At 40.2% G+C, this 25,489-nt stretch carries 25 protein-coding genes; 15 read left to right on the top strand and 10 right to left on the bottom strand.

The genetic code is table 11. The features are described from left to right. The first annotated feature begins 11 nt into the window (after nucleotides 1-11). A complete protein-coding gene (locus SB775_RS19140; protein WP_410862791.1) occupies nucleotides 12-1,379 on the top strand; it encodes an FAD-binding oxidoreductase in 1,368 nt (455 codons plus the stop codon). Nucleotides 1,380-1,625: 246 nt separating this feature from the next. Here the strand turns inward: SB775_RS19140 and ald are convergent, their stop codons facing one another. From ald to SB775_RS19110, 6 genes are all read right to left on the bottom strand, one after another. After that, the gene (gene ald, locus SB775_RS19135) at nucleotides 1,626-2,759 is read right to left on the bottom strand and encodes an alanine dehydrogenase (protein ID WP_061461855.1); all 1,134 of its coding nucleotides are present in this window, start codon (nucleotides 2,757-2,759) and stop codon (nucleotides 1,626-1,628) included. A gap of 198 nt (nucleotides 2,760-2,957) precedes the next feature. Next, on the bottom strand, nucleotides 2,958-3,779 hold the full coding sequence (locus SB775_RS19130; RefSeq protein ID WP_061461856.1) for an EcsC family protein: 822 nt from the start codon (nucleotides 3,777-3,779) through the stop codon (nucleotides 2,958-2,960). 48 nt (nucleotides 3,780-3,827) lie between these two features. After that, the gene (locus tag SB775_RS19125) at nucleotides 3,828-5,087 is read right to left on the bottom strand and encodes a PucR family transcriptional regulator (protein ID WP_061461857.1); all 1,260 of its coding nucleotides are present in this window, start codon (nucleotides 5,085-5,087) and stop codon (nucleotides 3,828-3,830) included. A gap of 153 nt (nucleotides 5,088-5,240) precedes the next feature. After that, nucleotides 5,241-6,239 (bottom strand): inorganic phosphate transporter, encoded by a 999-nt coding sequence (locus SB775_RS19120; RefSeq protein WP_061461858.1) that lies wholly within the window; start codon nucleotides 6,237-6,239, stop codon nucleotides 5,241-5,243. Nucleotides 6,240-6,254: 15 nt separating this feature from the next. Next, nucleotides 6,255-6,875, bottom strand: coding sequence for a DUF47 domain-containing protein (locus SB775_RS19115; protein ID WP_061461859.1), 621 nt, complete (start codon nucleotides 6,873-6,875; stop codon nucleotides 6,255-6,257). 229 nt (nucleotides 6,876-7,104) lie between these two features. Beyond that, the gene (locus tag SB775_RS19110) at nucleotides 7,105-8,103 is read right to left on the bottom strand and encodes an inorganic phosphate transporter (protein WP_061461860.1); all 999 of its coding nucleotides are present in this window, start codon (nucleotides 8,101-8,103) and stop codon (nucleotides 7,105-7,107) included. A 388-nt stretch (nucleotides 8,104-8,491) separates the two neighbouring features. Here SB775_RS19110 and SB775_RS19105 point away from each other — a divergent pair, with 388 nt between their 5' ends. Together SB775_RS19105 and SB775_RS19100 are read left to right on the top strand one after the other, a co-directional pair. Continuing rightward, entirely contained in the window at nucleotides 8,492-9,322 is an 831-nt protein-coding gene (locus SB775_RS19105) for an aldo/keto reductase (protein WP_410862788.1), read from the top strand. Between the two features lie 482 nt (nucleotides 9,323-9,804). Beyond that, nucleotides 9,805-10,059, top strand: a complete 255-nt coding sequence (locus SB775_RS19100) for a GlsB/YeaQ/YmgE family stress response membrane protein (RefSeq protein ID WP_176432049.1) — start codon at nucleotides 9,805-9,807, stop codon at nucleotides 10,057-10,059. Nucleotides 10,060-10,178: 119 nt separating this feature from the next. On the opposite strand, the gene SB775_RS19095 is transcribed toward SB775_RS19100, so the two are convergent. After that, complete coding sequence (locus SB775_RS19095; protein ID WP_410862786.1) at nucleotides 10,179-11,099, bottom strand: RluA family pseudouridine synthase; 921 nt, start codon at nucleotides 11,097-11,099, stop codon at nucleotides 10,179-10,181. Nucleotides 11,100-11,292: 193 nt separating this feature from the next. On the opposite strand from SB775_RS19095, the gene SB775_RS19090 reads away from it, so the two are divergent. Beyond that, entirely contained in the window at nucleotides 11,293-11,712 is a 420-nt protein-coding gene (locus SB775_RS19090; RefSeq protein ID WP_410862785.1) for a DUF5365 family protein, read from the top strand. Nucleotides 11,713-11,779: 67 nt separating this feature from the next. Here SB775_RS19090 and SB775_RS19085 read toward each other — a convergent pair whose 3' ends face one another. Together SB775_RS19085 and SB775_RS19080 are read right to left on the bottom strand one after the other, a co-directional pair. Continuing rightward, a complete protein-coding gene (locus tag SB775_RS19085) occupies nucleotides 11,780-12,250 on the bottom strand; it encodes a thioredoxin family protein (protein WP_061461864.1) in 471 nt (156 codons plus the stop codon). Nucleotides 12,251-12,341: 91 nt separating this feature from the next. Continuing rightward, nucleotides 12,342-12,593 carry a disulfide bond formation protein B gene (locus tag SB775_RS19080; RefSeq protein ID WP_289320923.1) on the bottom strand — a complete coding sequence of 84 codons (252 nt, stop codon included), beginning with the start codon at nucleotides 12,591-12,593 and terminating at the stop codon, nucleotides 12,342-12,344. A gap of 292 nt (nucleotides 12,594-12,885) precedes the next feature. On the opposite strand from SB775_RS19080, the gene SB775_RS19075 reads away from it, so the two are divergent. The 3 genes from SB775_RS19075 to SB775_RS19065 all read left to right on the top strand — a co-directional run bounded on the left by SB775_RS19075 (nucleotide 12,886) and on the right by SB775_RS19065 (nucleotide 17,053). Next, nucleotides 12,886-14,433, top strand: a complete 1,548-nt coding sequence (locus SB775_RS19075; protein ID WP_061461865.1) for a carbon-nitrogen hydrolase family protein — start codon at nucleotides 12,886-12,888, stop codon at nucleotides 14,431-14,433. A gap of 152 nt (nucleotides 14,434-14,585) precedes the next feature. Further along, the gene (locus SB775_RS19070; RefSeq protein WP_410862783.1) at nucleotides 14,586-16,316 is read left to right on the top strand and encodes a phospho-sugar mutase; all 1,731 of its coding nucleotides are present in this window, start codon (nucleotides 14,586-14,588) and stop codon (nucleotides 16,314-16,316) included. 209 nt (nucleotides 16,317-16,525) lie between these two features. After that, complete coding sequence (locus SB775_RS19065) at nucleotides 16,526-17,053, top strand: NADPH-dependent FMN reductase (RefSeq protein ID WP_410862782.1); 528 nt, start codon at nucleotides 16,526-16,528, stop codon at nucleotides 17,051-17,053. 117 nt (nucleotides 17,054-17,170) lie between these two features. Here SB775_RS19065 and SB775_RS19060 read toward each other — a convergent pair whose 3' ends face one another. Next, a complete protein-coding gene (locus SB775_RS19060; RefSeq protein ID WP_061461868.1) occupies nucleotides 17,171-17,425 on the bottom strand; it encodes a YhdB family protein in 255 nt (84 codons plus the stop codon). Between the two features lie 132 nt (nucleotides 17,426-17,557). On the opposite strand from SB775_RS19060, the gene SB775_RS19055 reads away from it, so the two are divergent. From SB775_RS19055 to SB775_RS19020, 8 genes are all read left to right on the top strand, one after another. Beyond that, nucleotides 17,558-18,526, top strand: coding sequence for a M14 family zinc carboxypeptidase (locus tag SB775_RS19055; protein ID WP_410862781.1), 969 nt, complete (start codon nucleotides 17,558-17,560; stop codon nucleotides 18,524-18,526). A 48-nt stretch (nucleotides 18,527-18,574) separates the two neighbouring features. Beyond that, nucleotides 18,575-18,895 carry a DUF3889 domain-containing protein gene (locus tag SB775_RS19050; RefSeq protein ID WP_410862779.1) on the top strand — a complete coding sequence of 107 codons (321 nt, stop codon included), beginning with the start codon at nucleotides 18,575-18,577 and terminating at the stop codon, nucleotides 18,893-18,895. A 246-nt stretch (nucleotides 18,896-19,141) separates the two neighbouring features. Beyond that, complete coding sequence (locus SB775_RS19045) at nucleotides 19,142-20,023, top strand: radical SAM/SPASM domain-containing protein (protein WP_061461871.1); 882 nt, start codon at nucleotides 19,142-19,144, stop codon at nucleotides 20,021-20,023. Between the two features lie 204 nt (nucleotides 20,024-20,227). Further along, nucleotides 20,228-21,070 (top strand): MurR/RpiR family transcriptional regulator, encoded by an 843-nt coding sequence (locus SB775_RS19040; RefSeq protein ID WP_284471627.1) that lies wholly within the window; start codon nucleotides 20,228-20,230, stop codon nucleotides 21,068-21,070. Between the two features lie 52 nt (nucleotides 21,071-21,122). Continuing rightward, on the top strand, nucleotides 21,123-22,277 hold the full coding sequence (locus tag SB775_RS19035) for a M20 peptidase aminoacylase family protein (RefSeq protein ID WP_410862777.1): 1,155 nt from the start codon (nucleotides 21,123-21,125) through the stop codon (nucleotides 22,275-22,277). Continuing rightward, entirely contained in the window at nucleotides 22,270-23,064 is a 795-nt protein-coding gene (locus tag SB775_RS19030) for a GNAT family N-acetyltransferase (protein ID WP_410862776.1), read from the top strand. The genes SB775_RS19035 and SB775_RS19030 overlap by 8 nt, the downstream gene beginning before the upstream one ends. 13 nt (nucleotides 23,065-23,077) lie before the next feature. Continuing rightward, a complete protein-coding gene (gene menC / locus SB775_RS19025; RefSeq protein ID WP_410862775.1) occupies nucleotides 23,078-24,187 on the top strand; it encodes an o-succinylbenzoate synthase in 1,110 nt (369 codons plus the stop codon). Between the two features lie 169 nt (nucleotides 24,188-24,356). Further along, nucleotides 24,357-25,436, top strand: a complete 1,080-nt coding sequence (locus SB775_RS19020; RefSeq protein ID WP_289320914.1) for a YkvI family membrane protein — start codon at nucleotides 24,357-24,359, stop codon at nucleotides 25,434-25,436. The last annotated feature ends 53 nt before the right edge of the window (nucleotides 25,437-25,489 follow it).

Here is a 25,489-nt window from a genome sequence, read left to right as displayed (position 1 = left end):
GGGGATGCAGAATGAATGGCTATATAGAGGATCTAAGGAAGATACTGACGGAAGTACAAGTAACGGTGAATGAGGCTTTATTGGAACAGCACAGCCATGACGAATCATATCATTCTCCGCATTTACCGGATATGGTCATATACCCAAGAGATACTGCGGAAGTCAGTGCAGTCGTGCGTTATGCGAATGAGCATGAAATACCGGTCATTCCATTTGGATTAGGATCAAGTTTGGAGGGGCATGTAGTTCCGGTCAAAGGGGGGATTTCCCTGGATTTGTCCTTGATGAATCAAGTATTGGAAATCAGGGAAAATGATTTCCTTGTGAAGGTTCAACCAGGTGTGACAAGGACGCAGCTCAATAAAGAATTAAAAAAATACGGTTTGTTCTTTTCCGTCGATCCTGGCGCCGATGCAACAATGGGAGGAATGGCAGCTACGAATGCAAGTGGGACGACATCGGTCAAATATGGGATTATGCGTGACCAAGTCAGGAATCTGGAAGTGGTTTTAGCAAACGGTGAAGTGATCCATACCGGAAGTTTAGCGACAAAATCATCTTCAGGCATTCATTTGAATGGCTTGTTTGTCGGCTCGGAAGGTACGCTGGGTGTATTTACTGAACTGACATTGAAGGTATACGGCATTCCTGAAGTCACCATGGCAGGAAGAGCTTCATTTCCAACCGTGGAACAGGCCGTATCTGCGGTTAATGGAATCATGCTTGCTGGAATCCCGATTGCACGAATTGAATTGGTTGATGCCGAGTCCATAAAAAAAGTTAATCAATTCATGGACAAATCCTATGATGTCAAACCAACTTTATTCCTGGAGTTTCATGGTAATTTTGCCGGACTGGAACAGGACATCAAGTTTGCCAAGGAAATCGTAAGTGATTTTGGAAGTGGGGATATCCAGTTTGAAACGGATTCAAAAGCACGGAATGCTTTATGGGAAGCCCGCCATAATCTCGCGTACGCATTCATTCATAGTGCCCCGGGTAAGAAACTGATGGTGACCGACGTAAGTGTGCCGCTTAATGAATTATCGAATGCAATATTGGATACAAGGGAGAAAGTCGAACAATCAAAAGTGGAGGGAGCGATTGTAGGACATGTAGGTGACGGGAATTATCATGTGTTGTTCATGATTGATCTAAATAATCCTGAGGAAGTTAATGAAGCGAAGAGGTTAAATGAAGAAATCGTTGAATATGCTTTAACGAAAGGCGGTACATGTACTGGTGAACATGGGGTCGGCCTTGGAAAATCAAAGTATCAGCGAAGGGAACATGGCGCAGCTTACGAAGTGATGAAAACCATCAAACAGGCATTGGACCCTAAAGGAATAATGAATCCTGGGAAAATTTTCGCGGATTAGAGAAATAGTCTATTATGGTAGATTAGTATAATATTAATCTTTATTTGTGAAAGGGCAGGAAAATCCGACCTTCATCCGAATAATTCGACCGAAGCAAAGAATAATCCGACCTTCATCCAGATAATTTGACCAAAACGAAGGAACATCCAACTTATTAAAAGTTTGTACGAAAAGGGACATCTTCAAGGTTCCCGTCCAAAAAAATAAGAGTCCAGACACGATGTGTGTCTGGACTCTTATTTTTTATTAAGCGTTAATGTTATTTGGGTTTAAGGCGTTTTCAACACTTACGTAATTGTAGCCTAGGTCTGTTGCAACTGCTTCGAACGTGATTTCACCGTTTGCCACGTTGACGCCTTTTGCAAGTGCGTCATTTTCAAGGATCGCCTTGATTGCGCCTTTGTTTGCGATTTGCAGTGCAAATGGTACTGTTACGTTAGTTAAAGCAACTGTAGAGGTTTGTGGCACCGCTCCTGGCATATTCGCTACTGCGTAATGCACTACTCCATGTTTAACATAAGTAGGGTTATCATGTGTTGTTATGTGGTCAACCGTTTCAAAGATACCGCCTTGATCGATTGCAACATCGACAATGACTGAACCTGGGGACATCGATTTAACCATTTCTTCTGTAACGAGTTTAGGAGCTTTAGCACCTGGAATCAATACAGCACCGATTACTAAATCAGCATCTTTGACTGCTTCTGCAATATTATAAGGATTGGAGATGAGTGTAGTCAGTTCATTTCCGAAAATATCATCAAGTTGACGAAGGCGGTCAGGGCTTAAGTCAAGAATGGTAACATCTGCGCCTAATCCAATAGCGATTTTAGCTGCATTCGTTCCAACCATGCCTCCGCCGACAACAGCGACTTTACCACGTTTCACTCCAGGAACTCCGCTTAAGAGAATTCCTTTGCCACCGTTATTTTTTTCAAGGAACTGAGCACCGATTTGTGCAGCCATGCGTCCAGCCACTTCACTCATTGGTGTCAGTAAAGGAAGTGTGCGGTTCACTGCAACTGTTTCATAAGCAATGGCCAAGACACCGCTTTCTTTTAGGGCCTGAGCTAGTGCCGGTTCAGCCGCAAGATGCAAATATGTGAAAAGGATTAAATCCTTTCGGAAATATTTATATTCAGATGAGATAGGTTCTTTTACTTTCATGATCATTTCTGTGCTTGACCAAACGCTTGCAGCGTCCTCGACTATAACTGCGCCAGCCTCCTGGTATGATTCATTTGTAAAACTGCTTCCTAGACCTGCGTTCATTTCGATTAATACTTCATGCCCCGCATTGACTAATGCTACAACCCCAGCTGGAGTGATAGCTACACGGTTTTCATTGTTTTTAATCTCTTTTGGAATTCCTATTCTCATCTTAATCCCTCCAATAATATGTTTTACTATTTGTATCTCAAGTATAGTTGGAAAAAGAAACAGTTAGTATGTGGAAATCAGAAAAATGAAAAAGGTGTATTTGTGGAATTCCACAAATGCAGTTTCAATATAGATGGACTTACCAGGACCAAGGCACTTGATTCATATCATAAACGTGTGAAGATATAACGCTGAATTCTAATTCTTTGCTATAGGCTCTTGAATGCGCTCTAAAATCCGTCTTTTCTTATAAAGCATGATTCCCGTATCGGCCATATCGGCAATCATGGAACGATTGGTCAGGGCACCAAAGATAATTCCAGCAACCGGAACCATTTGCAGAAGCTTTTTCCAGCCAAACTGATCACGGTATGTATAAACGACTTCTCGCCATCCTTGCAGCTCGGATGCTATTTCCCTTTTTGTTTCTGAATCAGGCAGGTTCATTTTCGACAATTCATTTAATAGGACCCTTTTGCCGACAACATCCGAAGTTGTGAACTGCAGACATTTGACTATGAAAATACGCTCTTGGCGGTCACTGGGATTGAAGCCATAAGTGATGGCGATATCCTGAAGTGTTTTGATCGACATACCGAGAAGAAGGGGGATGTCGATAGCTATGGTGAAGATTCCACCAATACCGGTAGTGGCGCCTTGAACCGTTGCCAATTTGCTGCCTGAATTTTTAATTTCTTGACTAACGCTATCCATGATATGGAGGGGGATGCCTGAAACATCTTCCAGGGCAGTAATATTCACCTCGGGATTCTTGGCCCTTAGCTTACTTAGAATATGAGCTTCTTTCGTTAGATATTTTCCACCGTTCTGAATGTAGCTGCCGATTTCATCAAGCATGACACCCAATTTTTTCTGAATGAAATCCGGTGTCAATTTGTCCAATAGTTTGAAGGGGATTCGCCCAATCCGTTCCCAAAACCATAGCCCTTTCTGATCCTTTTCCCATTTTTCTATGATCTTTAATTCTTTTTCAAGTTCTTCTTTTGTTTCAAGTTTCATATGATCAACCTTTCATCACACTTCTAGTATTCCATATCAAGGAATATATCATTGATTTTTCTTGAAAAATTCATCATATTGTTTAAGTTTTATGTTAAGAAACAGGGACATTTTTTGAATGGGATCTTTTAACCGGATGTTTCCCACTTCTGAGATTCGTTTTAATCGGTAATTCAATGTATTCACATGGATATGAAGATTTCTAGAAGCTTCATTTGGGTTGCAGTCTTTCTCTAGGTAGACAGTGAGTGTCTGCAGCAATTCCGTCTGGTTTTTCATGTCGTATGCTTTTAGCTTCAATATGGAAGGATGAACATGACGCTGTTTGTTGCTTGCGAGCGCTTCAATCATTTGAAACATGCCAAGTTCTTCATAATGTAAAATGAGCTTCATGTCATCAGGGAAAATATTCTTCATTTTCAGGGTGTATTGTGCTTCTTCGTAACTTGATTTAACATCCATTAAGTTTTTATACATATTGCCAGCCGTTCCAAGGATATGCTCAACACCGAAACGCCGTTTCATTTCCAGTATGAAAAAAGGAATGAAATCATATATAGATGCAGAAAAAGAAGGGCTGTTTTCCTGGTTGGCTCCTGCGAAAAGAATGAGCTTGTTATGGTCAATGGCAAATAAGGAACTGTTTATCTTTTGCGTAGTCGTTAACATATATGAAATGTAGCGTTCCACTTCGCGATTGATCTCTTTAGGAAATTCGAATACTAAAATGGAAAAAACCACGGGAACATGGATGGAGAATTTCGTGAAATTTTCATTTATTTCAGATTCTTCTTGGTAGTGTCCAGTCAACATGCGCCAAAGGAATTCTTGATGCCCAGCTTCTTTCCTTTTCTTTTTCAATTGCAATTGCTGTAATTGGTTTTTCGCTTCCTTGGCAGCGAATTGCAGGAATTTCATATCTTCTTCGGAGAAAGGTTCATTGACTTCCAAGGCCCAAATGAAGCCAAGGACTTCATTATTTTTCCGAATGGAAACTGCAGCCCTGTTACCAAGACCAACATCATTGATGGCCCCTATTTTAATGGGTGCATCTTCTTTCAATAAAGCTGGGATGAAACCATCTTTCCATAAACTGTTGATGACCTTTTCAGGTACACGTCTTCCGATAATGGTCATTATACGAGCCTGATCCGTAGTATCATCATGTGTGCTATATGCAAGTAAGCGGTGGTTACCGTCCTCGATTGTAATGGGGCAGCCTAAAACAGAACTGATTCTATCGGCAAACTCCATCATATCTCCATAAAGGTCTTTAAAAATATCTCTATTTTTTTCGAATTCCTTCATATTTATTTTGCCCCTCGCTTAAAAAAATTCCTTCTCCTTGAATTTTATACGATTTCTTATGAATAAGCATAGATAAATCCTTAAATTACAAGATGCTTTTTTGATGAAAACAAAAAATCCCTACCGATGTGAACCGGAAGGGATTTTTTTACATTAGAATAGGAAATTAATCAAAAGATAAATCAAACCTGCTAATGTTGCCGAGATGGGAATGGTAATGAACCAAGTGATGATCATTCTTTTAGCCGTTCCCCATTTTACGCCCTTTACACGATGGGCCGATCCAACTCCAAGGATTGAAGATGAAATGACATGGGTGGTACTGACTGGCATGTGTATTATGGTCGCGCCGAAAATGATAAAGGCTCCGGTTAGATCCGCAGCAACACCATTGACCGGCCGGATCTTCATAATTTTGCCGCCTACGGTTTTAATGATTTTCCATCCGCCAACGGAAGTTCCAAGTCCCATTGCTACCGCACAGGAAAATTGAACCCAGAAGGGGATTTCTGAACTTGTTGCATAACCATTTGCAATAAGGGCCATCGTGATGATACCCATCGCTTTTTGGGCGTCGTTCGTTCCGTGGGTATACGATTGAAGTGCTGCAGTAGCAATCTGTATAGTACGGAACCTTTGGTTTGTTTTTGTCAGGTTATTGTTTTTAAAGACGACTTTAAAGATGCTGTAAACGATAAACCCGATTGCAAAAGCAATTAACGGGGAGAAGATCAAAGCTTGAAGAATTTTCAAGAATCCTTCCCATTTAATGCCTGCGAATCCTGCTGCAGCAATTGCAGCACCTGCAATCGAACCGATCAATGCGTGGGAGGAACTGCTTGGTATTCCGTAATACCAGGTAAGAAGATTCCATATGATTGCGGCGAGCAGAGCTGCCAATATTACATATGAACCATTCGGAAGCGTGAACGGATCCACGATATCCTTCGTTATTGTCTTCGCCACTCCAGTAAATGTCATGGCTCCGACGAAATTCATTATGGCCGCCATGATGATGGCATGCCGAGGCTTCATGGCCTTTGTTGAAACAGCAGTCGCTATTGCATTGGCTGTATCATGGAAACCATTGATGAAGTCAAATGCTAAAGCAAAGAAAACGATTAATATTGTTAAAATTAATAAAGTATCCATTTATTGGGGTACTCCTTAGGCGTTTTTCATTATGATTGTTTCAAGGGTATTGGCCACTGCTTGACAATGATCGGCGATGTCTTCAAGGCTTTCGTAAATTTCTTTATATTGAATGATCCTGATTGGATCTTTTTCTACGGTAAACAAGTTTTTGATCGATTGACGTTGGATTCCGTCACAAACGGATTCAAGATCTTTAATTTTGATTGCATTTTCACGAATCATTGGCAATTTTTTTGTGGAAAGTGTATCGACAGCTATTTCAATCTCATATGTACACTCTTTGATTGCATCCACAAACTTAAGCATATACTCATCTGCATTGACAATTGAGTACATTTCGAATAATGCGGCACAGTGTTCCAAACCGTCTATGACATCATCCATTCTCATGGTTAATTCAAGGATATCCTCGCGCTCGATAGGAGTGATGAAGGCATTGTTCAGCTCTTTAATCACGTTATGAACCATTGAATCGCCTTTATGCTCATAGTCTTTCATCGTATCTGAAAATACTTTTAGATCGGAGATGTTTTTCAGTTTATAATCTGCGAAATAGTCAGCACCTTCTTTAAGATTTTGAGCGATGTTGAAAAGCATTACTGCGAATTTGTCTTTTTTTGATTTAAAAGCCATGTTAAAGCCTCCCAATTAGTCATGCAAATTTACGCACTTTTAGTCGTACGCTTAGTATTAACAAATTGATTGTAACGAATTCATGTAGTTTCAGGGAAGGTTTTTCGACGAAAATTTACAAAATCTTAATAAAACTTTACATACAAAAACAAGGATAAGTAAAAAATGGGAAACAGTTACACTTGCAAGCGTAGAAAAAAGCCTTTCCGATATGGAAAGACTCAAGATTTTATAAAAATAAAGCAATGAAATAATAAATAATTCCAGCTAATGAAGCGGAAATCGGCAAGGTGATGAACCAAGTGATCAACATGCTTTTAGCTGTTCCCCATTTTACCCCTTTAATGCGGTGTGCAGAACCGACCCCAAGTATGGAAGAGGAAATGACATGTGTCGTACTGACCGGCATATGCAGGAAGGTGGCACCAAAAATGATGCCTGCACCAGTTATATCTGCAGCAACCCCATTTACCGGCCGTATTTTCATGATTTTACCGCCAACCGTTTTGATGATTTTCCAACCCCCGATTGATGTACCAAGCGCCATGGCTATTGCGCAGGATAATTGTACCCAGAAAGGAACTTCAGAGGTAGAGGCATATCCATTAGCGATCAAAGCCATCGTGATGATACCCATGGATTTTTGAGCATCATTCGTTCCATGTGTATAAGACTGGATGGCGGCCGTGAGAATTTGTATTCTCCTGAATCGCTTATTGGTTTTTCCTAAATTATTATTTTTGAATACTACCTTGAAGATACTGTATACAATGAATCCAAGCGTAAAGGCAAGGATGGGGGATAGAATCAATGCCTGGACGATTTTAGTGAATCCACTCCATTTAATTGCATCGAAGCCACTCGCCACTATGGCAGCTCCCGCAATTGAACCAATGATTGCATGGGATGAACTGCTTGGAATGCCAAAATACCAAGTGATTAAATTCCATGTTATTGCCGAAAGAAGAGCAGCAAGGATAACATAAGAGCCATTGTTTAATGTGAAGGGATCAACGATATCCTTCGTAATGGTATGCGCTACACCAGTAAACGTCAGCGCTCCTAATAAATTCATGACCGCAGCCATGATGATTGCATGACGTGGTTTTAGAGCCTTGGTCGATACAGCTGTAGCGATGGCGTTAGCCGTATCATGGAAACCATTGATAAAGTCAAAGACCAAAGCAAAAATAATAATTAGCGCGGTTAAGATGAATATGCTATTCATACATGGAAGACTCCCTTAATTTCAAGTATGTAATGTAACTATGGATTGTGGCCAATAAATTGGCGCAAGACAGCTTGCGACTCCTCACTAATTAGAATGGAAGTTTTACGTTTGATTATTCTTTAAAGATGGCACCTTCTTTTTTACTTGGTTTAAAATCAACTATTCAATTGTAACGAATTTCATATCTATAAGGATAGAGGTTTCGTCATTTTTTTACAAAATAATTAATTTGGTGAAGGATTAAATAGGAAATTTTTCATTTTGTTATATATATTCAGGAGTTCATTTTCATTTTAGAAACCCATTTAATCCAGAGGCTTTTGGTTAGAAATAGAAGGTGGGTCGATGTATAATTGGTAAATAAAAGTAAAGGGGGAATGACTGAATGATTACAAATATTGGGGAAATGATCACTTTACATAATGGAGTCCAAATGCCACAGATGGGCTTCGGTGTATTTAAAGTTAAAAACGGCAATGAAACCGTTGAGTCAGTCAAGAAAGCGATCGAAGTAGGATATTGTGCAATTGATACGGCAGCCATTTATGGAAATGAAGAAGGAGTTGGACAGGCGATTCGGGAGTGCGGTGTGCCTCGTGAAAAATTGTTCATTACATCTAAAGTGTGGAATACGGAGCAAGGATACGAAACGACACTCAAGGCATTTGATGATAGTTTAAATCGTCTTGGCTTGGAATATTTGGATTTATACTTGATCCATTGGCCGGGTAAAGATAAGTATCTGGAAACCTGGAAGGCACTGGAAAAGCTTTATAAGGATGGAAAAGTGAAATCAATCGGTGTAAGTAATTTCCATGTTCATCATTTGGAAAATTTACTTGCAAACAGTGAAGTGAAACCGGTCGTCAATCAAATCGAATTACATCCACTTTTGACTCAAGTCGAAATTCGTGAGTACTGTGCAAAACATGAAATCAAGGTAGAATCATGGAGCCCCCTAGGCAGAGGAAATCTTTTGGAAGAGCCGACAATTAATCATATAGCGAAGAAGCATGGGAAAAGTTCAGCACAAGTGTTAATTAGATGGCATTTGCAAAATGATCTCGTCGTAATACCTAAATCGATTACGCCGTCCCGTATAGAGGAAAATGCACAGGTATTTGACTTTTCATTAAGCCTTAACGAAATGAATCAAATAGATGCCTTGAATAAAAATGAGCGGTTCGGAAGCAATCCAGATGAACTTTTGTTCTAAAGAACGTACTGCAAGAATGTTGCAAATGAAAGGAGGGTGTCCCGATAAGGGGCATCTTTTTTCTTTTTTCTTAATGAACATATTTGAAACAGTTATTGCTTATACTAACTATGTGACAAAGTTAAAAACATATTATATACCCGTTTTTCAGGTGTAATACTCCTGTTTTCGTTACCAAATATTTTTTAAAAAAATCAGGTTTTAGTTTAATTAAACGGGGAAAATAATGAGTACAGCGGCAAACAAAAAGAAAAAATTCACTAACATATTGAGGATTGTCCAATCAGTTCCTCAAGGGCTATAGCTAGCTAACACTACCTTATAACTAACACATTCACATTCATTAGATATTGTGCGTAATCGGCATTATACCATTTGAATGTAAAAGTTAAAAGAACTGCATGACAATATGGAAGTGATGAGATTTCTTGAAGTCTGCTGTAGATATTAAAAATTAACTAATTTGAAGGAGGAAATATATTATGGGATTTTTATGGTCATTAATTATCGGAGGTATCATTGGTTGGTTAGCAGGTCTGATCGTTGGACGTGATGTACCATTTGGAATTATCGGCAACATTATCGCTGGTTTTGTTGGTGCATGGTTAGGTTCATTAATTCTTGGGCACTGGGGACCTACAGTAGCAGATTTCGCTATCGTTCCAGCATTGATTGGTGCAATCGTATTTGTTTTCATCTTAAGCCTTATCTTAAAAGGCATGAGAAAAGCATCTTAAATACAAAATAAAGCTGGCCCAGGTGGCCAGCTATTTTTTTAAAGTTAACCTTTATGATTTAGTCTATGATACAGATTAAACTGAAATGAAAAACACCGTTCCAATGGAACGGTGTTTTTCTATTTTATGTGAAAATTGAATATTTCAGGTCGATCCAGGAAAGGAGCTTCAATAATCAATTTTTCCTCGGAAATGGGGTGGATGAATTCGATTTTTCGGGCATGCAGGGCTTGACGTGGAAAAGCCCTTCTTCCTCCATAAAGGGTATCTCCGGCCAAAGGGTGATTCAGATGGCTGAAATGTACCCTGATCTGGTGGGTTCGGCCGCTTTCCAAAGTACAGCTGACGAGCGTCAAGTTTTTCTTGGGATCGCGATTGAGCACCCGGTAATGGGTAACTGCGGTCTGACCTGAAGGGGAAACCCTTCGTCTCGTGGCATGGTGGCGGTCCCGGCCAATTTTTTCTTTGATTTCGCCTTCATCCTTTTTTATGTTTCCTTCGACTAAAGCAAGGTAAGTCCGTTTGATTTCCCTTGCTTCCAACATTCTATCCAACATGGACCCAATGAGGCGGTTTTTGGCAAAAAGGACAGCACCGGTGGTATCTTTATCAAGCCTATGAATATGCTTAATCATACAGGTCTGGCCGGTTTGTCGAAGGTGGTGCGCAACTCCATTGATGAGGGAGTGTGCTTCACCTGGGAGAGAAGGGTGAGTATCCATCCCAGCCGGTTTATTGGCTATCAACAACAGGTCATCTTCATATAAGATGGATATTCCTAAGTCTGCCGTTTTAACAGTTTCATTTTCAGCTTGATCCAGCATGGGGATGCTGACCGTATCTCCTTCAGTAAGGACAGTTGACCATGTGACGGAATTGCCGTTCACTGTCACTTCTTTACTCATCCTCCACTCATGCACCAACTTCTTTGGGGCTTTCCACCGCTCCTTAAAAAGCTTTTCCAATGTTAATCCATTCCAGCTGTCCAGTACTTCTATTAATAAATGTTGGTTAATTATATTGAAATTTTCCAATTTCATTCCTACTTTCGCCTTGTTTGGTTGTGGTTAAATGAAAAAAATAACCTTTGACCTATTGCTAAGATTTTCGTGGTGGAAATTACCACATATTTTTTACAATTTTTATGTTATTCTATTGGGAAAGAAATCGCTTGTCCTAGAGTATACATATATTAGATAGGTCTAACGGATCTGAAAAAAGGTGGTTTTTTTAGTGAAGACGGTCTTTTCTTCAACTGAAGAACAAGAGCAAGAAATAGCGAGTCTCGTTTCTCGTTTCTACGAATCTGTATTTCCGAAATACTTTACGGAAAGTGAAATCCTTCATTTTCGTGAGATTGGCGTTTTGAAGCCGAATCAGGGTTCTTTTACTTACTTAGCAACATTAAGAGATGCATTTCAAGTTATGACATGTCTTCAAATCCTCATGTCGATATTGGATAAACAGAAGAGAGAAGATTGTATAGTGATGGAATCTAAGTCTGAAGAATTGTTCCAACATAACATCACTCTATTGAATGAATGCGGAATATTCTTCCCTTTTTATTATGACCATTTTTCACATATACATCATGAAGCGGGAAATGAGATGCAGATGATGGATATCAAGGTGGCCAATCAATATTTAGTATAAGTCAAAAAAAATGAACCGGCTATAACGGGTGAAGATTTCCGTTAGGGCCGGCTCATTTTTTTCATCCTTAATTAATATCGTGGTCCTCGAACCATTTCTCGAAGGTTTCCTCTTTATTAAAGCCAACGATCCGTTCTTGTTCCTGTCCATTTTTATAGTGAACGATGGTCGGCTCCTTTTTGATGCCATAATCGCTCCAGCCTTGTTCAAACTCCAAAAGGTTGTATTGAACTAGATCGATTCCCAACTTTTCTGCCAAAGGTGCCACGACGGGTGTGGTTTTTTGACTGATCGAATTCGAAGGACTATAGAAATAAACGGTCACATCTTTATTATCTTGAAGGTCCTGCTCCAATTCTTCAGGCAGGATCAAGTTTTGATAATTGGGATCATCCAGTTGATCGACAGTAGCTGATTTGAGCTTATCTTTGCCGTATGGATTTCCTTTTGTTTTTTCTTCTTTTTTCATGTTTGTAAAAACGCCGAGCAGGACAAATAGCGCGACGATTATTACTAAAATTATAGCCATTTTCTTCATTAAGCTGCAACCTCCTTGGATCTTGTCCATACGATGTAACTGCATATAAAAATAATGACGAATGCAGTCAAGGCTAGGAATGGGATAGTAATTAAACCCAATACGTTAATATATTGTCCTGTACATGAAACCCTTCAGCATGCAAGGGTGTGGTCAGAAAGGATGAGACCTTTTGTATCAAATTATGGTAAGTGGAAATGAATGCACCCGATTCGGATAGTATCATGGTATAAAAGCTGATCCAATAATCTTTTCGAATGATTGCAATTCCTAAAATGATTGTAAAAGGATACATGATGATCCGCTGATACCAACAGAGCGAGCATGGTTCATATTGCTTCATTTCAGAAAAATATAAGCTTCCTGAAAAAGCAATGATGGAAGCAGCCAGGCTACAAACATAAGTTTTCCACACTGCGTTTTGTATTGTTCATGGTTCCTCTTCCCCATCTCTTTTTGCTCTCATGAAAAGTATAGTATGTATGGACTGCGTCTGTAAAATATATATTCTTTTTCTGGGACATTAAGAATGATTTTATCAATGGAATTTTGAAAACCTTGGATAGGTTCAGTTGTTTTAATTTTTGAATAAGGGGTATAATTCTTACGGAAGAGATTAAAGGAGTCTGAGAAGAATGCCAAATTTAGACCTGCATAAATATGAAAAAATAATGGAAATACGTAATATGAGGCTAGGAGATATAGATGAAATAATTGCTCTACAGTCGAGTTGCTTTCCTGGAATGGTTCCCTGGAAGCGAGATCAGCTTGAGAGCCATCTGGCGATTTTTCCAGAAGGACAGTTTGTGGCTGAATATGATGGTAGAGTGATTGGCTCATGTTCCAGCCTCATCATTAATTTTGACGAATATGATGATCGCCATACATGGGATGATGTAACTGATAATGGATACATCACGAATCATAATCCGGACGGTTATAATTTATATGGAATCGAGGTCATGGTCCATCCTAAATTCCGCAGGATGAAAATTGGTCAAAGACTATATGATTCAAGGAAAGAACTTGTTGCCCAATTGAATTTAAAAAGCATCATTATAGGCGGCAGGATCCCCAATTACCATAAACATGCGGAGGAATTGCTGCCAAGGGAATATGTCAAAGAGGTGCAATTGCATAAAATATATGACCCAGTCCTTTCGTTCCAGCTTTTAAATGGCTTCACGCTAATGAGGATCAATCCGAATTACTTGCCGGATGATCTGCAATCCAATAAGTATGCTACTCTCATGGAGTGGAATAACGTCGATTATCAGCCGAAAACAAAACGTTATTATAAAACATCCGAACCGGTGCGGATCTGCGTCGTACAATACATGCTGCGTAAAATCGATTCATTCGAGGACTTCGCGAACCAAGTTGAGTATTTCACCGACGTGGCTTCGGATGCTAATGCGGATTTTGCCGTATTCCCGGAATTGTTCACTACCCAGTTGATGTCTTTCTTAAATGAAAGATCACCAAGCTTGGCTGTACGGAAACTGTCCGATTTCACGGAGCAGTACATTGAATTGTTCACCACTTTAGCAGTAAGGTATAACGTCAATATCATCGGCGGTTCCCATTTCGTAAAAGAAGATGATGATAACATCTATAATATCGCTTATTTATTCCGTCGTGACGGGACGATTGAAAAGCAATATAAAATTCACATCACACCGAATGAAAGAAAATGGTGGGGGATCAACGCTGGTGACCGTGTTCGTGTCTTTGATACGGACTGCGGGAAGATCGCGATACAAATTTGTTATGATATTGAGTTTCCGGAACTTGCCCGGATTGCTACCGATATGGGGGCAAAAATCATATTCACTCCATTTTGTACAGAAGACAGGCAAGGCTATCTGCGCGTTCGTTATTGTGCCCAGGCCCGTGCTGTGGAAAATCAAATTTATACCGTCATCTCCGGAACGGTGGGGAATCTGCCTCAAACGGAAAATATGGATATCCAATATGCTCAATCGGGAATCTTCGCTCCATCGGATTTCGAATTTGCACGTGACGGCATAGTCGGAGAAACCAGCCCGAACCTTGAGATGGTCCTGATTGGCGATGTTGATTTGGAGATCTTACGGCGAGAACGGCAGTCAGGTACTGTAAGGCAATTGAAAGACCGCCGCCATGATATTTATAAACTGCATTATCAAAAAGGCGGAAAATAAAAGGTATACGGGCTCGTGATGTGATGAACGCTGATGCGGTTCTATTCATTACGAGCCTTTACTTCATTTATTGGAATATATATGATAATTTTGTATATGTAAGCCAGCTACATAATAATAACAAATAAGGCGTTTGGGAGGAGATGTTGGAGATGGATTGGAAATCTTTATACACCACTTGGGCAGGGTACCAGAATTTAAATGGGGAATTACGTGTCCTCCTTGAGGAAATGCAGCGGGATGAAGCAAAACTCGAAGATGCCTTTTATAAGAATTTAGAATTTGGAACAGGCGGAATGCGTGGGGAAATCGGAGCTGGAACGAACCGGATGAATCTTTATACTGTAAGGAAGGCAACGGTTGGGTTGGCCCAATATATCTCTTCGTTTGGGATAGAGGCAAAAGGAAGAGGGGCTGTGATTGCATATGATTCGAGACATAAGTCTCCGGAGTTTGCACTAGAAGCAGCTAAAACCTTGGCTACATTTGGGGTGAAGGCTTATTTATTCGATGAGTTGCGTCCGACACCAGAATTATCATTTGCCGTTCGCGAGCTGAATGCTTTTGCTGGAATTGTCATTACGGCAAGCCACAATCCGCCTGAATATAATGGTTACAAGGTTTATGGACCAGATGGGGCACAATTGCCACCGGAAGCGGCGGATCAAGTGATCAGCTATGTGGATGCCATTGAAAATGAGCTTGAAATTCAGGTTGAAGAAGCGGAAGTTCTTAAAGGGCAGGGCCTCATCGAAATGATTGGGGAGGAATTGGATGCAGCATATAATCGAGAGTTGCTCACTGTTCCTGAGAATCCAAGGCTTGCCGAGGAAATAGATGTGTCAATCGTCTTTACGCCGCTTCATGGAACGGCAAATAAATCCGTCAGGCGGGCACTGCAAAGCTTAGGGTATCAAAATTTGCATATAGTTCAGGACCAGGAACTGCCAGATCCTGATTTTTCGACAGTCAAATCTCCAAATCCAGAGGAACCAGCTGCATTTGAAATGGCAATCGAGCTTGGAAACAAAGTGGAAGCGGACTTATTGATAGCAACGGATCCAGATGCCGATCGGCTTGGAATTGCTGTGAAAAACGAGATGGGTCAATATGTTGTCCTGACTGGAAATCAAACAGGCGCCCTTTTCCTTGATTATTTACTGTCCCAGAAAAAAGAAAAAGAGGATATTCCCCAAAATGGAGTCGTCTTAAAAACAATCGTCACCTCGGAAATCGGGCGGACGATTGCGGAGTCCTATGGCTTGCAGACGATTGATGTACTTACCGGGTTTAAGTTCATCGCCGAGAAAATAAATCAGTATAACGAAAGCGGGGAACATAGCTTTCTGTTCGGATATGAAGAAAGCTATGGTTATCTGATTAAAGACTTTGCACGTGATAAAGATGCCATTCAAGCGGCTGTGCTGGCTGTTGAGGTCTGTGCTTATTATAAAAAGCAGGGCTTGACGCTTTATGAAGGGTTACTGAATGTGTTTGAAAAATATGGATTCTACCTAGAAGGGTTGCGTTCATTAACTTTAAAGGGCATTGAGGGAGCGAAACAGATTCAAGGAATCTTGAATCAATTCCGTCAAAACCCGCCTGCTCGTATAGCTGGAATCGCGGTGGTCGTTGAAGAAGATTATCAAAGCAGCAAAAAGCGTACGTTACTTTCCGAGGGTGAAGAACTGATCGAGCTTCCGAAATCAAACGTATTGAAGTATTTCCTTGAGGATGGTACATGGGTATGCCTCCGTCCTTCAGGTACTGAACCGAAAATTAAATTCTATTTCGGTGTCCAAGGTAAATCAATGCCAGAAGCTGAGTCCAAGTTATCGGGAGTCATGGCAGATTTCATGGGCAAGATTGAAGCGTTAGTTTAAAGGTATGAAAAGCTAAACGAAAGATTTCCGGTCTTTCGTTTTTTTCGTGTAAAAGTATCTTAAAGTGGCCTCTGGGAAATTTGAATGAGCAAAATTCAAGGAAATTCGGTTTCGGTTTTGGTATACTGTATTGGCAAGTGACCTCGGAAAACATCGGTAAAGTATTGAATTTAGAGTGAGCGGCAATAAGGGATAATGGAGGAATATTCATGAAATTAGTAATCATTAATGGTTCACCACGTAAACAAGGGCGTACAGGGATAGCCTCACGCTACATTTCCAAGAAATACGGAGCGGAACTTATTGATTTAAGCAATAGTGAGATCCCTTTATATTCAGGTGAAGGTGAGCAATATCAATTGGAAGTGATTCAAGGTCTTCGGAAAAGCATCGGTGAAGCGGATGGCGTGATCCTGACCACTCCGGAATATCATGGTTCCATGAGTGGAGCTTTGAAAAATGCCTTGGATTTTCTAAGCAATGAACAATTCACGCATAAACCAGTCGCTTTATTGGCTGTCTCCGGCGGAGGAAAAGGTGGGATCAACGCCTTAAATTCAATGAGAACAGTGGGCCGCAGCCTTTATGCAAATGTGATCGCCAAACAATTGGTTCTGGATCCACATTGCTTCGATTATGAAAATGATGGTTTACTTGAAGAGTCTGCCGTACTTGTGGAAGGTTTACTTGAAGATCTTAAAATGTATGCAGCTGCGTATGCAACAATAAAAAAATAATGAAATGAGGGTCAGGTATTTTCATACCTGACCCTTCCTTGTTTTATAGGGTTCACCAGCCAAAGTCAAATCCCCGAAAATCAATCTTCTTGTATAAATTTTCCCGTTTTGCAAAAACTATAGTTGATTTAAGCTTGGAAGTTCACTTAAATAATCACTTGTTTTTTCTGCCGCATGATCTAGATAACGAAGCAGCGCATACAACTGGGATTGAACAATTTGGTAATCATGCTCAAACCGGTATGCGTGCAAAAAATGTTCTATTTTTTTTGAAAGAAAATGATCTTTCGTCCGAACCATCAATACTAACAAGCTGTCCCAATCAGAACGGTGTGTGTGAAACAATGCCTGATCATAATCCGCAATCCTCATGTAGTTCTCCCCCTTAATAAGGAGCTATTTGTATTTTGTTCAGATCGGACTGAACATTTCCTTACAATAAGTGGTGATGTATTTGGACCGCGGTTGTTGCTTTTTACCTGAATAAAAAAAAAAGGTGAGTACATGAGAGAAATAATGGTAATTGGAGTAATTGTCCTGCTTTTTTTTCCTGAAACCACACTCGCAGAAGAGGTGTATTCTCCTGAGCGGATGGAAATGGATCTGCAAGGAATCCAACACCAGTATGAATTGGACGTTCAAATAATCGGTCAAACTGAAAAGGGAAAAGATATAAAAGCAGTCAAGTTAGGAAAAGGAAAAAAATCGATTTTGTTTGTGGGGTCACATCATGGGCGGGAATGGCTCAGCTCCAAACTTTTAATGAGCATGCTTGAAGACTATGCAGCCGCTTATCGAGCGGGCAAGCCTGTTGGAGAATACCCGTCGGGAGCATTGGATGAAGTTAGCATCTGGTTCATCCCGATGCTTAATCCAGATGGAGTCAGCATCCAGCAAGGAGATTTATCAAACTTAAATATACTTGAAAAGGCAGCAGTATGGAAAATGAACGGATATAGCAAGAATTGGTCGCGATGGAAAGCCAACGCCAAGGGCATTGATTTAAATAGGCAGTATCCGTCTGGATGGAAAGAAGTCATGAGTCATGAAAAAAACCCATCTTATCAATTTTATAAAGGGGAAAAACCACTTGAAGCAGCTGAAGTTAAAGCGCTTGCGGATTTTACAAGGGAAATCGATCCCCTTCTTGCTGTTGCCTATCATACCTCAGGAAGGGAAATCTTTTGGCATTACAAAAATAAACGGGAAAATATGGTGAGGGATTATGGGATTGCCAAAAAAACATCGGAATTGACTGGGTATGAACTGACCTTTCCGGAAAAAGAAGCGGTAGGAAGTGGATTTACGGATTGGTTCATAACTGAATTCCACCGCCCGGGAATGACAATCGAACTTAGTTATTTAGTGGATGAAACCAATCCTCCCTTGAGTGTATTTCCTGAGGAATGGAAAAGGAATCGATCAGTTGGAATCATGCTTGTTAAAGAAGCGATGCAGCTGCATAACAAATGAACAATCTTACATAATAATATTAAGAGGAAAATATGAGGAGGAAGAATTTTGAAAAAAGTCATCGTGATGTTAATGGGGATTTTTTTGATTATACAAGCAGGGTCCATTTCAACACAGGCCCAAAAACCCGATTACGAAAAATACGGAAAGATTGCGATTGCCGTAGTTCAGGCAGATTATCCTGAAGTTGAGGTTACCGATTACGAATATAAGGGTAGGAAAACTATAGCGGAAAATCTTGTCGAAGATGCTTTCATCTTTTTAGTCGCGGATAAGGGAAATGAGTTCAATGTTATCGTGACCGTACAACATGATTTGAAAAATGAAAAATTACTTAGTTTAAAGGTCACTGAGCAAAAAAGAAAGTAAATTCAGAACAAAAATAAAAGGTTTGAATTTTAGCCAACATCTTCACCTCGAGAAGATGTTTTTTTCTGATTTCTTTAAAGGATTGTCCGGGAAATGGTGGATATCGGATTAGTTGCCACAGTGAAGTGATACCTATCCATTCCTTGATATCCGCTGCCATGAAGTTTTCATTGCATTTATGAGCAGCTAACCAGTATAGTTAGTATCAGATTGAAACAATAAGCTTGATTGTAGGGGTATTAGAAAATGAGAAAGTTTAAGAAAGTTTATGTAGAAATTACAAATATATGTAACTTGAAGTGTAATTTTTGTCCAAGCTCCAGCTTGCAAAGGACTCTTAAATTCATGGATCCTGAAGGGTTTACACATGTAATCGAGAAAATCAAACCGCACACCGATCACATTTATTTTCATCTGATGGGTGAACCCTTTTTAAATAAAAATTTGGGTACATTCCTGGATATCAGTGCAGAAAATGGCCTAAAGGTGAATATAACAACGAACGGTACTTTGATTCAAAAGGTCAAAGAAAAGCTGCTCTCCAAAAAAGCCCTTCGTCAGGTGAATATTTCACTTCATAGCTTCGAGGCAAACGATACGAGCAATAGTCTCGACTCATATGTCAGTAATATTGCCGATTTCATAAATGAGGCAAATGAAAAAAGTGAAATGATTTGTGCCATTCGTTTATGGAATATGGATACGGATGAACTAAAAGCGAGTAATGGCCTGAACGACGATATTCTCAGCATGTTGGAGGAGAAGCTTTCATTGGACATTCGTTTAAGTGAAGCTCTTCAGCAGAAGAATAATATTAAATTGAAGGACCGTGTTTATATAAACATGGCTGAAAAATTCGAGTGGCCAGAATTGGACCGTGACATTATCGATGAGAATATTTTCTGCTATGCTCTTAGAGATCAGTTAGGCATTTTGGTGGATGGTACAGTCGTACCTTGTTGTTTGGATAGTGAAGGGAAAATTCCACTGGGGAATATATTTGAAACGTCACTTGAAGATATTTTAAATGGTGAACGGGCTAAAAATATGTATGATGGTTTTTCAAGAAGATGTGCAGTTGAAGAATTATGTAAACGATGTGGCTATGCAAAGCGTCATAAAAAATAAATAAAGATAAGGAAACCATGGAGTTCATCTTCGTGGTTTTTTGTAATTGAGGTACATTGACATTTCTTTTTATTAAAAATTCTGAATATTATTGTTTTATTAAAAGTCCCATGATAAAATACTCTTTATTATTGATGAAGTAAAAACTTCATATTGTCATATTAGAAGTTTTGAATTCATATCTTGCTTCAGAGGGGATTTTTTATGGAATTACAGCAAAAAGTTAAAGAAGTATTCCCTGGTTTATCAACTGGCCAAAAAAAGGTAGCAAAATACTTGTTAGTACATTCACATACATTTGCAGTCACTTCAGCTCAAAAGCTCGGGAATGATATAGGTGTGAGTGAAACGACCATCATCCGCTTTTGTTATTCATTGGGGTTAAGTGGATTTGCGGAACTTCAAAAACTTATTCGAAATCAGTTGATATTCGAGAGCAGCAGTTTGAATGAATATCATTCTTCAAAACTTGAAGCTGCGAATCAACCAAACTTCATGGCTCAAGTGATGGGGCAGGATATCGTCAGTATCGAAAAGACAATCAAAAATTTATCAAATGAAGATTTTTCTAAAACAGTTGATAAATTGGCGGCAGCCGACAATGTTTTGATATCCGGACATCGGTTATCATTTTCTGCGGCACATTGGTTAACCTTTACACTGAGGCTTGTGAGGGAGGAGGTCCATTTATATAGGCCGGATACTGATGATATTTTTTTACTGATGAATAAAATGACTGAAAATTCCGTCTTTGTAGCCATTTCATTTCACCGTTATGTGAAAGAAACTGTGAAAATTACGGAAATGGCTAAACAAGCGGGTGCATTTGTAATTGGCGTAACGGATTCTGAATTGGCTCCGATTGCTGACTACACTGACATTTTATTGCCTATTTCAACACCAAGGACTTCCACTATCGATACGGCACCGGTTTTATTTTCATTATTGAATAGTATAGTAGCTGGTGTATCGATTAAAGATGAACAGGGTTTTAAAAAAAGAAAGGCTATATATGATGCGTTCAATCAAGACGAATATTTCTTTTGAAATAAAGTCATAAGTCAAGCCAATTAAGCCGGTAGTTAAGGGGGAGACAGAAATGGATATCAAACTAACAATCGAAAAATTAAGGCCGCGTATCATCGATATCTTCGACCAGTTACACGCAAATCCTGAAACGAGTTGGAATGAAGTGAGTACGACAGCATTCATTTCCAATATTTTAATGGAAAATCAATGCAAGGTAAAATCATTCGAAGACTGTACAGGAGTGATTGGGGAAATCGGGGATGGGAATTTCACAGTCGGGTTACGATCGGATATCGATGCACTTTGGCAGGAGGTGCATGGGACGTTTCAGGCCAATCATTCATGTGGACACGATGGGCATATGACCTTGGCGCTTGGAGTTTTCCTGGTATTGAAGGAAATGGACTTTCGACCAAGAGGTAAGCTGAAATTCATTTTTCAGCCTGCTGAAGAGAAAGGTACGGGCGCCTTGAAGATGATTGAAGAGAAAGTTTTGGATGATGTCGATTTCCTTTATGGAGTGCACTTAAGGCCAGTTGAGGAAGTGAAGGATGGGCAGGCGGCTCCAGCCATTGTCCATGGGGCTGCCCAGTTCATTAAAGGAGAAATAGCGGGAACTGATGCGCATGGTGCCAGACCGCATCAAGGGCAAAATGCCATCGAGATAGGAGCAGCATTCGTCACTTTATTAAATGGTATCCATCTCAATCCGTCCATCCCTTATTCAGTAAAAATGACGCAGTTTTTTGCTGGGGGCGAAAGTTCCAATATCATCCCAGGGAGAGCCACTTTCTCATTGGATTTAAGGGCTCAGGATAATGCTGTCATGGAAGAGCTCACCAAAAAGGTGGAAAAAGTTGCCGAATCCTTGGCCATTGTCCATGGAGTTGAAATGAAACTCGAACCGGGAACCAACGTTGCTGCAGCAATCGTGAACGAACAAGCCCAGGAAATAATGGCTGAAGCGATAGCCGATACACTCGGAGAAGAAAATCTGGTAGCGCCTGTCATTACAACTGGAGGAGAGGATTTTCATTTTTATACGCTGAAAAGACCCAAGCTCAAAGCGACGATGCTTGGGTTGGGATGTAATTTGACACCAGGGCTCCATCATCCGAACATGACGTTCAACAAAGATGCTTTGTTATCGGGAATTGAAATCCTGACTAAGGCCATCATATTCACTTTCGAGAAATATGGCGAGGGGGGACACCTACATGACTGATGAATTAATCATTAAATCCCTAACAACACTAGAGGACTTACAAGAAGTGCAGCGTCTTGAAATCCTTGTATGGGGCATGGATTGCGTTCCTACCCATCAGACGATTACCGCAGTCAAAAACGGGGGGCTTGTTTTAGGCGGTTACCTCAATGACCAGTTAGTTGGATTTCAATACAGTTTCCCGGGATTCAAGGATGGAAGGGTGTTTCTTTGTTCACATATGTTAGCCATCCATCCGGCTCATCAAAAGAAGGGCTACGGCAGATTACTTAAACTGGCACAAAAAGAAGAAGCGCTCAAAAAAGGCTACAATCTAATTACATGGACATATGATCCATTGGAAAGTGTGAACGCAAACTTGAATATCGGTAAACTAGAAGCGGTTTGTTCAACATATATGGAAGATTGTTATGGAAATATGAAGGATACCCTCAATGAAGGATTGTCCACTGATCGTTTCATGGTGGAATGGAATATAGGGCAGGGAGCAAAGGAAGAGACACCGCTTCCTGATAAAGCCATACACATCGTAACGACAGAAATGAATGACCAAGGCTTTCCTTACATCAAGGATTATCATTTGGAAACCAATGCCGACGTGATCGCCATTCCCATTCCGACAGATATTCAAAAAATCAAAAAAGATGATCTCCGCCTTGCGATTGATTGGCGGTTAAAAACCGGTGAATTATTCAAAGCTTTTTTTGCCAAAGGATATGTTGCAGCCGGGATCGAACGGGAACAAGGTGAAACCATTCAAAACTATTTATTAAAAAAACAAGAATAAGAGGGGAATCGGGATGAGAATAACAGAAGTGCGTTTACGTCATTTAAATATGGATTTGGTAGCTCCCTTTACAACAAGTTTTGGAACATTTGTAGATAAGGAATTCATACTTGTAGAAGTGAAAAATGAAGAGGGGCTTTCGGGCTGGGCTGAATCTGTGGCGTTTTCAGCACCTTGGTATAACGAAGAAACCATAAAAACCAATTGGACCATGCTGGAGGATTTCCTGATTCCGCTTGTATTGAATAAAGAAATAGAGCATCCTCGTGATGTATCGGATATGTTCTCGCATATTCGCAAAAATAATATGGCAAAATCGGCAATCGAGGGGGCCATCTGGGATTTATATGCGAAAGAAAAGAATATTCCATTAAGTATGGCTTTAGGCGGGGAACTAAAAAAAATCGATGTTGGAATCAGCATCGGCATCCAAAAAACGGTACCTGAATTACTGGCGAAGATAGAAGCTGGATTGAGAGATGGGTATAAAAGAATCAAAATCAAAATACAACCAGGATGGGATGTAGATGTAATCAGGGAAGTACGCAGTCGATATCCCGATGTTCCGATCATGGCGGATGCAAACTCCGCTTACCGGCTGAAAGACATCGAATTACTGAAACAACTTGATCAATTTGATTTAATGATGATCGAGCAGCCCTTGTCATCAGACGATATTGTCGATCATGCCACATTACAGGCAGAAATCAAAACACCGATTTGCTTGGATGAAAGTATACATTCCGTGGAAGATGCAAGAAAAGCCCTTGAATTGGGAAGCTGTAAAATCATTAATATTAAGATCGGCAGGGTTGGCGGTTTAACGGAAGCAATGAAAATACATGAATTATGTAAAGAAAGAAATGTTCCGGTTTGGTGCGGAGGCATGTTGGAATCCGGTGTGGGGCGTGCCCATAATATCGCATTGACAACACTTGATAACTTCACGATGCCTGGTGATACGGCAGCATCCGCGAATTATTGGCATAAGGACATCATTCAACCAGAGGTTACAGTGGAAGATGGAGTCATAACTGTGCCAAAGGCGGCAGGCATTGGCTATGAAGTCAATTACGCTGCGGTCGATGAATTCACTTCCCATAGTAAAAGATATACCAAATGATAAATCACCAAGAGTTGGAATAATGGCTCTACCCAGCTTCATGGGCGATGGATCGTTAACATTACTGAAGCTGGGAAGCTATTACGGATCAGGGATTGTGATGAACGGGAAGACATTTCATTTAATCGAAGTTATCAGAATAATCTTTTAATTAGGGCGGGGGTCTGATATGAAAAACAGTGTAAATCTTGCAGGGGCATATATTGGAATCATCATTGGAGCAGGCTTTGCTTCAGGACAAGAAGTATTACAATTCTTCACTAGCTTTGGAATCTACAGTGTATTGGGAATTGTGGTTGCGACAGCTTTATTCGCGTTCTTAGGCATGCAGGTTACGCAATTGGGGAGCACTTTGCAAACGCGCTCCCATAAAAGCATCATCGAACATATTTGTGGCCGCTATTTAGGCAGGGTGGTCGATGTTATTATCACATTTTTCTTGTTTGGCGTTACTGTCATCATGATTGCTGGTTCCGGAACGATTTTTGAAGAACAATTCGGGATTCCCAGTATAGTTGGTGCAATTGTCATGGCAGTGCTGACGATTGGCACGCTCTTACTTAATGTTAATAAAATAATGTCCATCATTAGTGCCGTCACACCGTTTTTATTTGTTATCATGATCATTATTTCAGGTTATTCATTTTTCACATCCGATCTAAGTTTCAATGAAATCATTTCATCTTCAAGTAAAGGAAATGCTGCAACCGGAAACTGGATAATGGGTTCATTACTTTATGTTTCATATAATATGACTGCCGGAATTGCCATGCTAGCCGTAATGGGAGGCACCTTCAAGAATAAGAAGGAGGCTGGTATTGGAGGAATTCTGGGAGGTATCGGATTGGGAATCTTGCTATTGTTAATCAATTTGGGGATGATGTCCGACTTGAAGGGTATAGAAGGCTCAGGAATGCCTACCCTTCATTTAGCGAATCAGATTTCTCCATGGTTGGGATATATCCTATCAATCATCCTTTTAGGAATGATTTATAATACCGCTGTCGGGATGCTGTATGCATTCACAGCCAGGTTGGTTCCTGCCGAAACGAGACGCTTTAAAATATCCGTGATAATGGTAGGGATCCTCGCCTTCCTTGCAAGTTTCGTTGGCTTCATAAAATTGGTTGGAACGGTATACCCCGTCACAGGATATTTAGGCTTTGTAATCATTGCAGCGCTTATCATTTCCTGGATTCGGTCAAAAGCGAAAAAGGGGGCAGTGAATACGGAATTCGCAAAATTTTAATAGAGTAGGGAAATTAAGATCGAGTAAAGAACTGCATGAATCATTTGAACAGA

The sequence above is a fragment of the Peribacillus sp. SIMBA_075 genome (assembly GCF_046534585.1).
The sequence above is the reverse complement of the archived record's forward strand: the minus strand, read 5'-3'. Positions and strand labels throughout refer to the sequence as shown.